We start from the raw sequence: 13,702 nt of genomic DNA, 5'->3' as shown, positions 1-13,702 counted from the left end.
GTTCACGCAGCGGCCCGGACGGGCACAGGTATAGTCCACTTCCGCTCGGCTGAGCAAGATCGTGCACAAGGATCGTCCCCGGCTTTTCCGAGTTGAGACCTGTCCGTCACCTGGGACCGCCGCCGCACGAAGCGACAAGGGCCGCACCCCCTCGTCGGGGGTACGGCCCTATGGTGCCGACAGACGGCGGATCACTCCGCCTGGCGCGCCCTTAGCCGCGGATGAGGTTCCGCAGGACGTACTGCATGATGCCGCCGTTGCGGTAGTAGTCGGCCTCACCCGGCGTGTCGATGCGGACGACCGCGTCGAACTCCACACCGGTGTCGGTGGTGACCTTGACCGTGCGCGGGGTGGTGCCGTTGTTCAGCTCCTCCACACCGGTGAAGGAGAAGGTCTCCTCGCCGGTGAGGCCCAGCGAGGCGGCGGTGGCACCCTCGGGGAACTGCAGGGGCAGGACGCCCATGCCGATCAGGTTGGAGCGGTGGATGCGCTCGTAGGACTCGGCGATGACGGCCTTGACGCCGAGCAGCGCGGTGCCCTTGGCCGCCCAGTCGCGGGACGAGCCGGAGCCGTACTCCTTGCCGGCCAGGATGACCAGCGGGATGCCGGCGGCCTGGTAGTTCTGCGAGGCGTCGTAGATGAAGGAGACCGGGCCGCCCTCGACGGTGAAGTCGCGGGTGTAGCCGCCCTCGGTGCCCGGCGCGATCTGGTTGCGCAGGCGGATGTTGGCGAAGGTGCCGCGGATCATGACCTCGTGGTTGCCGCGGCGGGAACCGTACGAGTTGAAGTCGCGGCGCTCGACGCCGTGCTCGGTGAGGTACTTGCCGGCCGGGGTGTCGGCCTTGATCGCACCGGCCGGGGAGATGTGGTCGGTGGTGACCGAGTCGCCCAGCTTCGCCAGCACGCGGGCGCCGGCGATGTCGGAGACCGGGGTGGTCTCCATCGTCATGCCCTCGAAGTAGGGGGGCTTGCGGACGTAGGTGGACTGCGGGTCCCACTCGAAGGTGTTGCCGGTCGGGATGGACAGCGCCTGCCACTGGGCGTCGCCCGCGAAGACGTCGCTGTAGGACTTGCTGAACATGTCCTCGCCGATGGCGTTCGCCACGACGTCGTTCACCTCGGCCTCGGAGGGCCAGATGTCCTTGAGGTAGACCGGGTTGCCCTCGGTGTCGATGCCGATGGCCTCGGTGGTGATGTCCACCTTCATGGAGCCCGCGATGGCGTACGCGACGACCAGCGGCGGGGAGGCCAGGTAGTTCATCTTGACGTCGGGGTTGATCCGGCCCTCGAAGTTGCGGTTGCCGGAGAGCACCGAGGTGACCGCGAGGTCGTGCTCGTTGATCGCCTTCGAGATCTCCTCGTCCAGCGGACCGGAGTTGCCGATGCAGGTGGTGCAGCCGTACCCGACGAGGTTGAAGCCCATCTTGTCGAGGTACGGGGTCAGGCCGGCCTTGTCGAAGTAGTCGGTGACGACCTTCGAACCGGGGGCCAGGGTGGTCTTGACCCACGGCTTGCGGGTCAGGCCCTTCTCGACCGCCTTCTTGGCCACGAGCGCCGCGGCGACCATGACGTAGGGGTTCGAGGTGTTGGTGCAGGAGGTGATCGCGGCGACGGTGACGGCGCCGTGGTCGATCTCGAAGGAGGAGCCGTCCGCGAGGGTGACCAGAGTAGGCTTCGACGGGGCGCCGTCGGGGCGGATCGCCGGGGCGTCGGAGGCCGGGAAGGACTCCTTGCCCGCCTCGTCCACGTCATCGACGTAGTTGCGCACGTCCTGGGCGAACTGCTCGGCGGCGTTGGCGAGGACGATGCGGTCCTGCGGGCGCTTCGGACCGGCGATGGAGGGGACGACCGTGGAGAGGTCGAGCTCCAGCTTCTCGGAGAAGTCCGGCTCGGCGGCCGGGTCCAGCCACAGGCCCTGCTCCTTGGCGTACGCCTCGACGAGCGCGACCTGCTGCTCGGAGCGGCCGGTCAGGCGCAGGTACTTCAGGGTCTCGCCGTCGATCGGGAAGATCGCGGCGGTGGAGCCGAACTCCGGCGACATGTTGCCGATGGTGGCGCGGTTCGCGAGGGAGGTGGCGGCGACGCCCTCGCCGTAGAACTCGACGAACTTGCCGACGACGCCGTGCTTGCGCAGCATCTCGGTGATGGTCAGCACCAGGTCGGTGGCGGTGGTGCCGGTGGGCAGCTCGCCGGTCAGCTTGAAGCCGACGACGCGCGGGATCAGCATGGAGACCGGCTGGCCGAGCATCGCGGCCTCGGCCTCGATGCCGCCGACGCCCCAGCCCAGCACGCCGAGGCCGTTGACCATGGTGGTGTGCGAGTCGGTGCCGACGAGGGTGTCGGGGTAGGCCTGGCCGTTGCGGACCATGACCGTACGGGCCAGGTGCTCGATGTTGACCTGGTGGACGATGCCGGTGCCCGGGGGGACGACCTTGAAGTCGTCGAAGGCGGTCTGGCCCCAGCGCAGGAACTGGTAGCGCTCCTTGTTGCGGCCGTACTCCAGCTCGACGTTCTGCGCGAAGGCGTCCTTCGTGCCGAACTTGTCGGCGATGACCGAGTGGTCGATGACCATCTCGGCGGGCGAGAGCGGGTTGATCTTCGCCGGGTCGCCGCCGAGGGCCTTCACGGCCTCACGCATGGTGGCGAGGTCCACGACGCAGGGGACGCCGGTGAAGTCCTGCATGATCACGCGGGCCGGCGTGAACTGGATCTCCTGGCTGGGCTGGGCCTGGGAGTCCCAGCCGCCGAGCGCCCGGATGTGGTCGGCGGTGATGTTCGCGCCGTCCTCGGTGCGGAGCAGGTTCTCCAGCAGCACCTTCAGGCTGTAGGGCAGGCGGGCGGAGCCCTCGACCTTGTCCAGCCGGAAGATCTCGTACGACTCGTCGCCCACCTGCAGCGTGCTGCGGGCGTCGAAGCTGTTCGCCGACACGACAGTCTCCTTCATGCATGAATTCGCGCGTTTACCGCATCCTGCCGCCACGCCCCTTGGCCAATCCGCTAAGGTAAGGCTAAGTTAGGTAACCCTTACCAGCGGGGGCGGCTGCGGTACGCCTTCGGCAGATATCTCGATGTCGAGATAACTCTAGTACATGTCCGGGCGCGACGACGAGGCACGCACCCGCACCCGGACCGACGAAAGGGCGGGGAGGCCGCTTCCGCATGCCCCGATCCGGCTCGCGGAAGGATGGGGGGGCGGGGCCGGGGCCACTGTTGAACGTGTTCAGATTTTCTGTCAGGATGCGTCCAGCCCTCGGGGGGAGGGCCCGACGAGAGGACGCGTCCATGACGAGCTCGCTGTTCAGGCCTCGGGGCCGGACCCGCACGGCGTCCGGCGGAGCGGCGCCGGAGGGGAGCACCGCCCCGACCCGGATCCTGGACTGGCGGGACCCCCTGGTCGCCGCACTGGTACGCGAGCTGGGCGCGGCCAAAGGGGGGCCGGGGGCCGTTGATCCGGTGGGACCCGCGGACCCCGTGGACCCGGCTCGGCAGATCGAGGCCCTGCACCGGGCCCACGCATGGATCGCCGCGGCCGTCCGGCCGGTCTACTCCGTCCAGGACGAGCGGCCCGTGTCGGAGGTGCTGCGCCGGGGGCGGGGCTCGTGCAGTCAGCGGTTGTCGGTGCTGGAGGCGGTGGCGCGGGCGTACGGGGTGCCCACGCGGGTGCGCGGCCTGCTGGTGGACGGCGCGTTCTGGTATCCGCGTTTTCCCCGACTGCGGCGGATCGTCCCGGACCAGGTGCTGCTGGCCTGGCCGGAGTTCCGGCTCGCGGCACGGGCCGGGGCCGACGGGGCACCCGCTCCCTGGCTGACGGTTTCGCAACTCCTCGAGGGAATGCGCGCCGGCGGCGGGGAGCAGGACGGAACGCAGGGCGGGGGCTTCACGAACGCCGGGTCGGAGACCCTGTTCGAAGCGCTGTCGCGGACGGCGATCGACTGGGACGCGGCGCCGGCCGCCTGCCCGGGACCGGGCTCGGGCGCAGGCGCGGGCCGAGGCGCGGGCGCCGCGTGCGACCTGTCGGCGTACGTCCTGGCCGACCTCGGCCACTTCGACTCGCGCGACGAGCTCTTCGCGCGACACGGCCAGACCCTGTGCGGCCTGGCCCGGCTGGTGGCGGAACCGGTCCTGGGCCGCCGGGGCGCGGCATAGGGGCCCCTCACCGGTCAGGCCGGGTCACCCGGTGAGGGCGTGGCGGGCCGCCCAGGCGTTGACGGCCTCGGCGATCTCCTCGGGCCGGTCCTCCGGGCAGAGGTGGGCCGCGGGTCCGCAGTACTCGCTCTCCAGCGCCGAGATGTTCCGCTCGCACCAGGCGGCCGCCTCGGCGCCGACCATCAGGGCGGGCGAGCCGTCGAAGGTGAGCAGGAGCTTGGGCACTTCGGGGCTGTCGGCCAGCCAGGCGCCGTACCGCGCGACGACTGCGACGACGTCGGCCGGTTCCCCGCCGATCGGCAGCGAGCGGGCCCACTGCAGCATGGGCAGCCTGCTCTCGCGGGTCGGGTAGGGGGCGCCGTAGACGGCGCGGTCCGCCTCGGCCATCGGTTCGAGGACGGTCTTCAGGATGCTGTCCTCGATGAAGATGTTCCGCTCGAGGACCATCTCCTCCCCCACTCCCGGGGTGCGAATCGCCTCGAACCGGGCACGCGCGGCGGGCGGATACTCCTCCCACCCCATCGGGCGCACGATCGTCTCCATGAAGGCGATCCCGCGGACCTGCCCGGGGTGGCGGGCGGCCCGGTCGAAGGCGAGCGCACCGCCCCAGTCCTGACCGACCAGGACCACCTCGTCGAGGCCGAGGGCGTCGAACCACGCGTCCAGGTAGCGCGCGTGGTCGGCGAAGCGGTACTCCCCGCCCGGCTTTCCGGAGCGGCCCATGCCGATGAGGTCGGGGGCCAGGGTACGGACCGGGCCCCGGACCCGGGGCAGCACGCCGCGCCAGAGGTGGGAGGAGGTGGGGTTGCCGTGCAGGAAGACGAAGGGCACGCCCGTGCCGCGGTCCTCGTAGTACATCGTCGAGTCCAGTACGTCGATCGTGGGCATCGGAGGCCTCTTCCGCAATCGTTCGCGCGACTAACGTTCGTGACACCAACGAAACTATATCGTTGGTGGCACTAACGCAATCGATAGCATCACCCCATGACCACGGGAGAGAACGGGGGCGCGGCCGTCCCCGCGCGACTGCGCGAACTGCCCAGCCGACTGCTGGGACAGGCCTCCACCCACGCCCAGCGCCTGGTGACCGAGACTCTCGGCCGGGCAGATGCCCGCAAATGGCACTATGCGGCCATGGTCGCCCTGGAGGAGTCCGGACCGGCGAGCCAGGCCGCGCTCAGCGACCGCACCGGCATCCACCGCAGCGACCTGGTCGCCGTCATCAACGAACTCGCCGAGCGCGAACTGGTCGAGCGGGCACCCGATCCCGGGGACCGCAGGCGCAACGTCATCACCCTCACCCCGCTCGGCCGACGGCGGCTTCGGCGGCTGGAGCAGCTCCTCGACACGGCCCAGGACGAACTCCTGGCCCCGCTGTCGGCGGCGGAGCGTGCACAGCTCACCCGCCTGCTGAGCCGGATCGTCGAGCACCATGCGTACGGCGCCTCCGCCATGGGACCTGACGGTCAGTAACGCGCAAGAGGGCGCGGCCGACACATGCCCGACACGCCGGTCGACACACCCGTCTGCCCCACCCGGCGCAGGAGTCATCTCATATGTGAGATACGGTGCCCCCATGGCAGACGACTACCTCGTACGCATCGGCAAGCTCATCCGTGACGCCCGGCAGCACCGGGGCTGGACACAGAGTCAGCTCGCCGAAGCCCTCGGCACCAGCCAGAGCGCAGTGAACCGGATCGAGCGCGGCAACCAGAACATCAGCCTTGAGATGATCGCCCGAATCGGTGAAGCTCTCGACAGCGAGATCGTCTCCCTGGGCTACGCCGGCCCGATGCACCTGCGCGTGGTCGGCGGCCGACGGCTGTCAGGCGCCATCGACGTCAAGACGAGCAAGAACGCGTGCGTCGCCCTGCTCTGCGCCTCGCTGCTCAACAAGGGGCGCACGGTCCTGCGTCGCGTGGCCCGCATCGAGGAGGTCTACCGCCTCCTGGAGGTCCTGAACTCCATCGGCGTCCGCAGCCGCTGGATCAACGACGGCGTGGACCTGGAGCTGGTCCCGCCGGCCCGCCTCGACATGGAGGCCATGGACGCGGACGCGGCCCGCCGGACCCGGAGCATCATCATGTTCCTGGGCCCCCTCCTGCACCGCATGGAGACTTTCCGCCTGCCCTACGCGGGCGGCTGCGACCTCGGCACCCGCACCATCGAGCCGCACATGATCGCGCTGCGCCGCTTCGGTCTGGACATCACCGCGACCGAGGGCATCTACCACGCGAAGGTCGCGGCCGGGGTCTCCCCCGACCGCCCGATCGTACTGACCGAACGCGGGGACACGGTCACCGAGAACGCCCTGCTGGCGGCCGCCCGCCACGACGGCGTCACCGTCATCCGCAACGCCTCCTCCAACTACATGGTCCAGGACCTGTGCTTCTTCCTGGAGGCACTGGGCGTCAAGGTCGAGGGCGTCGGCACCACCACGCTCACCGTCCACGGCGTCCCGAACATCGACGTGGACGTGGACTACTCCCCCTCCGAGGACCCGGTCGAGGCGATGAGCCTGTTGGCGGCGGCGGTCGTCACGGAGTCGGAGCTGACGATCCGCCGGGTGCCGATCGAGTTCATGGAGATCGAGCTCGCGGTGCTGGAGGAGATGGGCCTCGACCACGACCGCTCGGTGGAGTACCCGGCGGACAACGGCCGCACGCGGCTCGTGGACCTCACGGTCCGCCCTTCGAAGCTCGAAGCGCCGATCGACAAGATCCACCCGATGCCCTTCCCCGGGCTGAACATCGACAACGTCCCCTTCTTCGCGGCCATCGCGGCCGTCGCCCAGGGCCAGACCCTCATCCACGACTGGGTGTACGACAACCGCGCCATCTACCTGACGGACCTGAACCGCCTGGGCGGCCGCCTCCAGCTGCTGGACCCCCACCGCGTCCTGGTCGAGGGCCCCACCCGCTGGCGCGCCGCGGAGATGATGTGCCCGCCGGCCCTCCGCCCGGCGGTGGTCGTCCTCCTGGCGATGATGGCGGCCGAGGGCACGTCGGTGCTGCGCAACGTCTACGTCATCAACCGCGGCTACGAGGAACTGGCCGAACGCCTCAACTCGGTGGGCGCCCAGATCGAGATCTTCCGCGACATCTGAGCCGCCCGCGTGCGGGGCCCGGCGAACTGCTCGGCCCCGCACAGGGAAAGCGCAGGTCACAGCCGCTAGACTCGCCCCATGGGGGATTTCGCGAGCAGGGGACGCACGGTCCTGTGCAAATGGTGCAACCGGCAGATTCCACAGGAACGGCGCTGGTTCCCACGCCAGTACTGCAACCGCCGGCACAAGTGGAGACACCGAATCACGGAAACGATCGGCAGCATCCTCGACAGCGCCTGATGCCCCTCGCGACGTAGCCGGGGCGGGCGAACGGGTCGGCACGAACGGCCGAGCGGGTACCGGGCTCCAGGTGGCGGTTTCCCGGGCCCCGTCCTCAGCCGCTGCACCTGCCGCCGCAGGATGGTCTCCCGTCGGCCATGGAGGTGGGAGCACTAGGATCGGAAGATCGAGGTCGCCCGCCCCGGCGTTCGGGTGGCCGGCTCGGCGCGGACCGCCCGGAGGACACGGCGTGACGATCACGATCACCCCGTCCGGCGCCTCTCGGGCCGCGCGGCTGGTCACCGACGGGCTCGATCCGAAGACCTGGATCATCGCCGACAGCGTGCTGATCGGCTGGCACACCGGCCGTCTCCCGGGCGTCGGATGGGGGCTGCTCGGCTGCCTGTTCGCCGCGGGCATCCCGCTGACCTTCATCAAGTACGGAATCCGCCGGGGCCATTGGGCCGACCGGCACGTCGGGGCGCGGCCGCAGCGCATCCTCGTGATGGCCTTCGCCGGCGCCTCGGTCGCCACCGGCACTCTGCTGATGTGGGCCTTCGGCGCTCCCCCGACGATGATCGCGCTGATCGCGGCGATGCTGGTCACCCTGGCGGCCCTCCTCGCCGTGACCCCCGCATGGAAGATCAGCGTGCATGCGGGCGTGTCCTGCGGGAGCGTGGCCATGCTCGCCATGACGTTCGGGGCCTGGGTGCTTCTGGCCTGCCCCGTGGTCGCCGTCGTCGGCTGGTCCCGGGTGGAGCTGCGCGACCACACCCTCGCACAGGTCCTCGCGGGCGCCGCGGTGGGCTGGGCCGTCGCGGCCACCACGTTCGCACTGGCCCGGTAGCGGGCCGGCGGTGCGTGGATCGGTCCCTGATCGGATCGGTTCGCAGCGGTCGGGTGCGGCAGGGGGTCCGCTGTCAGGGTTGGAGTCGAAAGGAGGCCTCGTGATCTCTGCACTCAACCAGCTGGTCGACCTCGTCGAGGAGCATCTCGCCGAGGAGCCCGACGTCCAAGGGCTGGCGGCGGCGCTCGGCACGACCGAGTACCACCTGCGCCGGATGTTCTCGTCCTTGGCCGGCATGCCGCTGTCGGAGTACGTGCGGCGCCGCCGTATGACCGTTGCCGCCGCCGACGTCGTCCGTGGCGAGGCGGATCTGCTGAGCATCGCGGTCATGCACGGATACGGATCGAGCGAAGCGTTCGGACGCGCGTTCCGCGCGGTCCACGGCGCCGGCCCCGGTGAAGTGCGGCGTACCGGCGGCCCCTTGCGTACACAACCGCAGCTCAGGTTCCGCCTGACCGTCGAAGGGAGCATCCCCATGGACACCCGCCTCGTCAGCCGACCCGCGTTCCGGCTCGTCGGACACGCCACCCGGGTCCCGCTCATCCACCAGGGCGTCAACCCGCACATCCAGCGGCACATCGCGGCGCTGCCGCAGGAGGAGCACCTGCGGCTGAAGACCCTGGGCGACACCGAACCGGGCGGCCTGCTGCAGGTCTCCGACGACGTGGATCCCGACGGCAGGGAGGGCAGCGAACTGACCTACCTGCACGGGGTCGCCCTCGACCGGGACACGCCGGCCCCGGACGGCCTCGACGCCATCGAGGTGCCGGGCGGGATGTGGGCGGTCTTCCGTACCAGCGGACCGCATCCGCAGGCCCTGCAGACGGGCTGGGCGGCGACCGCGACCGACTGGTTCCCCTCGAACCCGTGGCGCCTGCGTCCGGGCCCCTCGATCGTCGCCACCCTGGAGCGGGCGGCCGACTTCAGCACCGCAACCTGCGAGCTGTGGCTGCCCGTCGAACCCGCGTAGCCGCGTAGCCGCGTAGCCGCGTAGTGGACCATCGATGGCATGGCGATGCGCTCGAAAGGCCGACTCCCGGCGTCATCGACGGCGTGGACGTGGAGATCGACGTGACGTGGCACGACGCGGTGACCGCCGTGGACTGCGGGGCCGATCCGGAGAGGATCGGCTGCCCGCTGTGCGGGGCGTCGATCGACACGCGGTGGCCGGCAGATCTCCTCGAAGCCCATTGCGACGAGGGTTTCAGCTCGCTCGCCGCCGAGGTCCCGTGCTGCGGAGGGCCACGACCCTCGACGCACTGGGTACGCATGGCCGTGCGGATTCGCCCGGTTCGAGATCGCCGTCTGGAAGGTCATCCCGTGAGGCAGGTCCGCGCCCATCTCTGAGCACGGGCGCCGAGCGCTCGGCGCCGGTGCTCAGCGGTAATCGGTGGTCCGGTGCGCAGGGTATGGCCTACCTTGGCGCGATGGTGCGCGTGCGTGAGATGAACGAGGCGGACATCGGGGCCGTTTCCGCGGTCAGGGTCCGGGGCTGGCAGGCGGCGTACGCCGGCGTCGTTCCCCAGGGCTATCTGGACGCTATGTCGGTCGAGGACGATGCCGACCGGCGGCGGCAGCGGCTGCGGGACCCGGGGCGCGTGTCCTGGGACCTCGTGGCGGTCGCCGACAGCGGTCCGGTGGTGGGATGGGTCTGCTTCGGGCCCTCCCGCAGTGAGGTGTCCGGCGTGACGGGGCCGGTGGGCGAGGTCTACGCCCTGTACGTGGCGCCGGACCGGATCGGCACGGGCATCGGCCGCCGGCTCCTGGGCGAGGCCCACGCCGCGATGAAGGACGGGGGCTTCGGGACGTCGGCCTTGTGGGTCCTCAAGGACAACCATCGGGCCCGGCGCTTCTACGAACGGGCCGGCTACCGGGCCGACGGCGCGACACAGGACGGCGTCTACGACGAGGTCACCCTCCGAGAGTTCCGCTACCGGCGGGCGCTCTGACGACATGTTCGAATACCACGGCTGGATCAGCGTCCAGGAGAGCGCCGACGCCGACGACAGCGGCGACGGGGACGTCCTTCTCGGCCGGATCGCCGAGACCCTCGCGGCCCGGATCGCGGAGGTCGGCAGTCCTGGTCTGCTCGACCTGCGGTGGATGAACGGCGAGCTGTTCCTCCACCTGGGCGGGCTCCGCAACCACCGCGACCCGCAGGTGCTGGAGTTCTTCGGCGAGGTCGGCCGCCTGGCACCCGGTTCGTACGGGGTGATGCACGTGCGCGATGACGAGGACCCCGGTCGCGAGAACGAGGTCCGCGTCCTGCGGATGGTGCGGGGGCGGGTGCACGAGGGCCTCGAGACGGCGCTGTCGCCGTGTATCCCCGTACTGGAGGACCCCTGCCCGGTATGACGGGCCCGGCCCGTATCGGACAACGGCCACTCCGCGTTCGCGACTCTCGCCCGCCCGGGGCCGGGCGGGCGAGGGCTCGGCCGGGCGGGCGAGGCTGGGCCCGGCGGGCGGGGCCGGGCGGGCGCGGCCGCCTGTGACCGCATGTTCGTCAGGGACTCGGGCGGGTCCGCCGCGCGCAGGCGCGGGATGCGGGGCGCTGCCTGCCGCCCGTCTCGCCCCGCCCCCGCCCGCCCGATTCGGCCCGGCGGGCACGAGGTCTCGCCAAGGAGCGTCGCGGAACGGCAGAATCGGGCTCCGGCAGGGGACGAGGGGACGGGCATCGGCATGGCATTCGGCAGGAACACAGGCGGCGTCGACGTGGGTACGGAGGTTCCCGTGCTCCCCGGGACACCGCTGCTCGGATCGCTCCACGACCTGAAGTCGGACTCACTCGGCACCTACCTGCGGGCGCAGCAGCGGCGCGGTGACGTCGTACGGGTCTCGGCCGGGCCGCCCGGGATGCGGGCCGACCTGTACTGCGTGTTCTCCCCCGAGGGGGTCCAGCAGGTGCTCGCCTCCCAGGCGGCCAACTTCCGCAAGGACAACGCCTTCTACCAGGAGGTCCGGGACTCCTTCGGCAACGGTCTGCTGACCAGCCAGGACGAGGACTACCTGCGCCAGCGCCGGCTCGTGCAGCCGCTGTTCACGCGGCGCCGGGTGGACGGGTACGCCGGGGCCGTCGCCGCCGAGACCGCGTCGGTCGTCGCCGCCTGGGAGGAGGCCCTGGACGGCGTCGTCGACGTCTCCGACGAGATGATGCACCTCGCGCTGCGCGCGGTCGCCCGGATCCTCTTCGGTACCGACGTCGAGGCCACAGCGGACGTCGTGGCCCGCTGCTTCCCCGTGATCACGGACTACGTGCTGCGCCGCGGCTACTCCCCCGCCAACATCCCACGCCACTGGCCGACCCCGGGCAACCGGCGGGCGGCCGCCGCGCTGGACGAGCTGTACGGGGTCTGCGACCAGATCATCGGCCGGCGGCGGCAGGCCGGTGCGGGCGCCGCGGGCCCGGGCGGGGACACGCCGGGCGAAGACGCGGCCGCTGCGGGCACCGGCGGCGAACACGCCGCCGGCGAGGACCTGCTGACGCTGCTGGCCGCCGCCCGGAGCGCGGACGACGCGGAGTTCGACGCCGACGAGCTCCGCGACCAGGTGCTGATCTTCCTGCTCGCCGGGCACGAGACGACCGCCACCTCCCTGTGCTTCGCCCTGCACCTGCTGTCCCGCCACCCCGAGCAGCAGGACCGGGCCCGCGAGGAGATCACCCGCGTCCTGGGCGACCGGACGCCGCAGGCCGCCGACCTGGACCGGCTCCCGTACCTCTCGCAGGTGCTCAAGGAGGCCATGCGGCTGTACCCGGCGGCCCCGGTCATCGGCCGCAAGGCCGTCGCAGCCACCCGGATCGGGGAGCACGCCATCCCCGCGGGAGCGGACGTGATCCTGGCTCCCTGGGTGACGCACCGCCACCCGGAGCACTGGCCCGACCCGGACCGCTTCGACCCGGAGCGCTTCGCCCCGGAGGCGGAGGCCGGACGGCCGCGCTACGCGTGGTTCCCCTTCGGCGGCGGCCCGCGTGCCTGCATCGGGCAGCACTTCTCGATGCTGGAGTCGGTGGTCGCGCTGGCGATGATCCTGCGGGCCTACTCGTTCGAGGCGGTGGACGCGGAGATCCCGGTCGGCGCGGGAATCACCCTGCGGACGGAGGGTCCGGCGCGCTGCCGGGTACGTCGCGTGGACCGGTAGCGGCCGCCCGGCCATCATGGCCGGATGGACGAGGAGATTCCGGGGCGCCTGTCGCCGTACGCACGCAGGCCGAAGCGCGCGTCGCTGCCCGGCTCGCCCGCCCCGCTGACGCTGCGGCGCCGAATCGGCGGCTTCTTCGTCTTCCGGTTCCTGTCCGCGCTGCCCGACGATCTCGCCGAGGCCGTGGCCGCGCTGCTCGACCCCTTCGAACGGGCCGCCCGCCTGGCCGGGCGGCTCCTCCACGGGCCGGCCCTGCGCGGCGGCTGGACAAGCGGCGCCGGCCGCTTCGCCCTGGCACTGCACGGCTTCCACTGGACGCGCTGGCAGGCCGAGACCCGGGGGCCCGAGGGCGTGTTCACCGCACGGCTCGGCGACGGTCCGGGGGCCGCGGCCACCGTCACCGCCCGGCCGCCGTGGGGCCGCGGCGACCCGGCCCGCGTGGCGCACACCGCCGCCTGCTCCCTGCGGCGCGTACGCCGGCTGCGGCACAGGCCGGCCCGGGTGGACCTGGCCTTCGCCGACGGCTCGTGGCTCGCCCTGCGGATGGGCAGCCGGGCCGACGCGGCCCGGCTGCGTACCGCGCTCGGGCCGACGCGGAGTACGGCCGTACCCGGCACGGCGACGTCACCATCACCATCACCGGCGGCTGCATTGGCGCCCGAGCCCGATATCGGGGTGCGGGCCGGCGGGGGCACGCCGTAGGGTCGATGCCCGTGGAACCACTCAGTGAGAAACAGATCCGTGCGTCCTTCGTGAACTGCACCAAGGGCGAGGCGGCCCGCATGCGGCTGCCGCTCGACTTCGCCGACGCGCCCTGGGAGGACCTGGACTTCCTGGGCTGGGTGGACCCGGGTGCCCCGCTGCGGGCCCATCTCGTGGTGCCCCGGGCCGAGGGGCCGCTGGGGATCTCCCTGCGCGTGCCGTCCGTGGGCCGCACCAGCGCGGTGAAGTCCAGCCTGTGCCAGATCTGCCTGACGGGTCACGCCTCCTCCGGGGTCACCCTGCTCGCCGCGCCGCTGTCGGGCGCCCGCGGCCGCGAGGGCAACACGGTCGGTACGTACATCTGCGCGGACCTGGCCTGCTCCCTGTACGTACGCGGCAGGCGGCAGCCGAAGCTGCGTGCCGGCCGGCAGGAGGAGTCGCTGACCGTGGACGAGCGCCTCGCGCGCATGGAGGCCAACCTGAACGGCTTCGTGTCCCGTGTCACCGGGGTCACGGTCGCCTGAACCGCCCGCACCCCTGCACGG

Annotated in this window: 13 protein-coding genes; 11 read left to right on the top strand and 2 right to left on the bottom strand. The window is 71.6% G+C overall.

The window, feature by feature from the left end; all coding sequences use genetic code 11:
* Window positions 1–211 precede the first annotated feature (211 nt).
* Complete coding sequence (acnA, locus tag ACZ6JS_RS31630; RefSeq protein WP_469303063.1) at window positions 212–2,929, bottom strand: aconitate hydratase AcnA; 2,718 nt, start codon at window positions 2,927–2,929, stop codon at window positions 212–214.
* Between the two features lie 353 nt (window positions 2,930–3,282).
* Between acnA and ACZ6JS_RS31625 the strand changes: the two genes are divergently transcribed.
* On the top strand, window positions 3,283–4,146 hold the full coding sequence (locus ACZ6JS_RS31625) for a transglutaminase domain-containing protein (RefSeq protein ID WP_469303061.1): 864 nt from the start codon (window positions 3,283–3,285) through the stop codon (window positions 4,144–4,146).
* A 24-nt stretch (window positions 4,147–4,170) separates the two neighbouring features.
* Here the strand turns inward: ACZ6JS_RS31625 and ACZ6JS_RS31620 are convergent, their stop codons facing one another.
* Entirely contained in the window at window positions 4,171–5,034 is an 864-nt protein-coding gene (locus ACZ6JS_RS31620; RefSeq protein ID WP_469303060.1) for a haloalkane dehalogenase, read from the bottom strand.
* Window positions 5,035–5,130: 96 nt separating this feature from the next.
* Between ACZ6JS_RS31620 and ACZ6JS_RS31615 the strand changes: the two genes are divergently transcribed.
* From ACZ6JS_RS31615 to ACZ6JS_RS31570, 10 genes are all read left to right on the top strand, one after another.
* Entirely contained in the window at window positions 5,131–5,619 is a 489-nt protein-coding gene (locus ACZ6JS_RS31615; RefSeq protein ID WP_469303058.1) for a MarR family winged helix-turn-helix transcriptional regulator, read from the top strand.
* Window positions 5,620–5,722: 103 nt separating this feature from the next.
* Window positions 5,723–7,252: a helix-turn-helix domain-containing protein gene (locus ACZ6JS_RS31610; protein ID WP_469303056.1), complete on the top strand. Its 1,530-nt coding sequence runs from the start codon at window positions 5,723–5,725 to the stop codon at window positions 7,250–7,252.
* Between the two features lie 469 nt (window positions 7,253–7,721).
* The gene (locus tag ACZ6JS_RS31605; RefSeq protein ID WP_469303055.1) at window positions 7,722–8,318 is read left to right on the top strand and encodes a hypothetical protein; all 597 of its coding nucleotides are present in this window, start codon (window positions 7,722–7,724) and stop codon (window positions 8,316–8,318) included.
* Window positions 8,319–8,418: 100 nt separating this feature from the next.
* Window positions 8,419–9,288, top strand: coding sequence for an AraC family transcriptional regulator (locus tag ACZ6JS_RS31600; RefSeq protein ID WP_469303054.1), 870 nt, complete (start codon window positions 8,419–8,421; stop codon window positions 9,286–9,288).
* A gap of 83 nt (window positions 9,289–9,371) precedes the next feature.
* Complete coding sequence (locus ACZ6JS_RS31595) at window positions 9,372–9,665, top strand: hypothetical protein (RefSeq protein WP_469303053.1); 294 nt, start codon at window positions 9,372–9,374, stop codon at window positions 9,663–9,665.
* An 80-nt stretch (window positions 9,666–9,745) separates the two neighbouring features.
* Window positions 9,746–10,267 carry a GNAT family N-acetyltransferase gene (locus ACZ6JS_RS31590; RefSeq protein ID WP_469303052.1) on the top strand — a complete coding sequence of 174 codons (522 nt, stop codon included), beginning with the start codon at window positions 9,746–9,748 and terminating at the stop codon, window positions 10,265–10,267.
* 4 nt (window positions 10,268–10,271) lie between these two features.
* On the top strand, window positions 10,272–10,673 hold the full coding sequence (locus ACZ6JS_RS31585; RefSeq protein ID WP_469303051.1) for an Imm7 family immunity protein: 402 nt from the start codon (window positions 10,272–10,274) through the stop codon (window positions 10,671–10,673).
* Between the two features lie 324 nt (window positions 10,674–10,997).
* On the top strand, window positions 10,998–12,455 hold the full coding sequence (locus tag ACZ6JS_RS31580; protein WP_469303049.1) for a cytochrome P450: 1,458 nt from the start codon (window positions 10,998–11,000) through the stop codon (window positions 12,453–12,455).
* A 24-nt stretch (window positions 12,456–12,479) separates the two neighbouring features.
* Window positions 12,480–13,157 (top strand): hypothetical protein, encoded by a 678-nt coding sequence (locus ACZ6JS_RS31575; protein ID WP_469303047.1) that lies wholly within the window; start codon window positions 12,480–12,482, stop codon window positions 13,155–13,157.
* Between the two features lie 11 nt (window positions 13,158–13,168).
* Window positions 13,169–13,681: an FBP domain-containing protein gene (locus tag ACZ6JS_RS31570; RefSeq protein ID WP_469303046.1), complete on the top strand. Its 513-nt coding sequence runs from the start codon at window positions 13,169–13,171 to the stop codon at window positions 13,679–13,681.
* The last annotated feature ends 21 nt before the right edge of the window (window positions 13,682–13,702 follow it).

The sequence above is a fragment of the Streptomyces sp. NPDC046349 genome (assembly GCF_055587885.1).
This window is presented reverse-complemented; position numbering and strand designations above follow the sequence as displayed.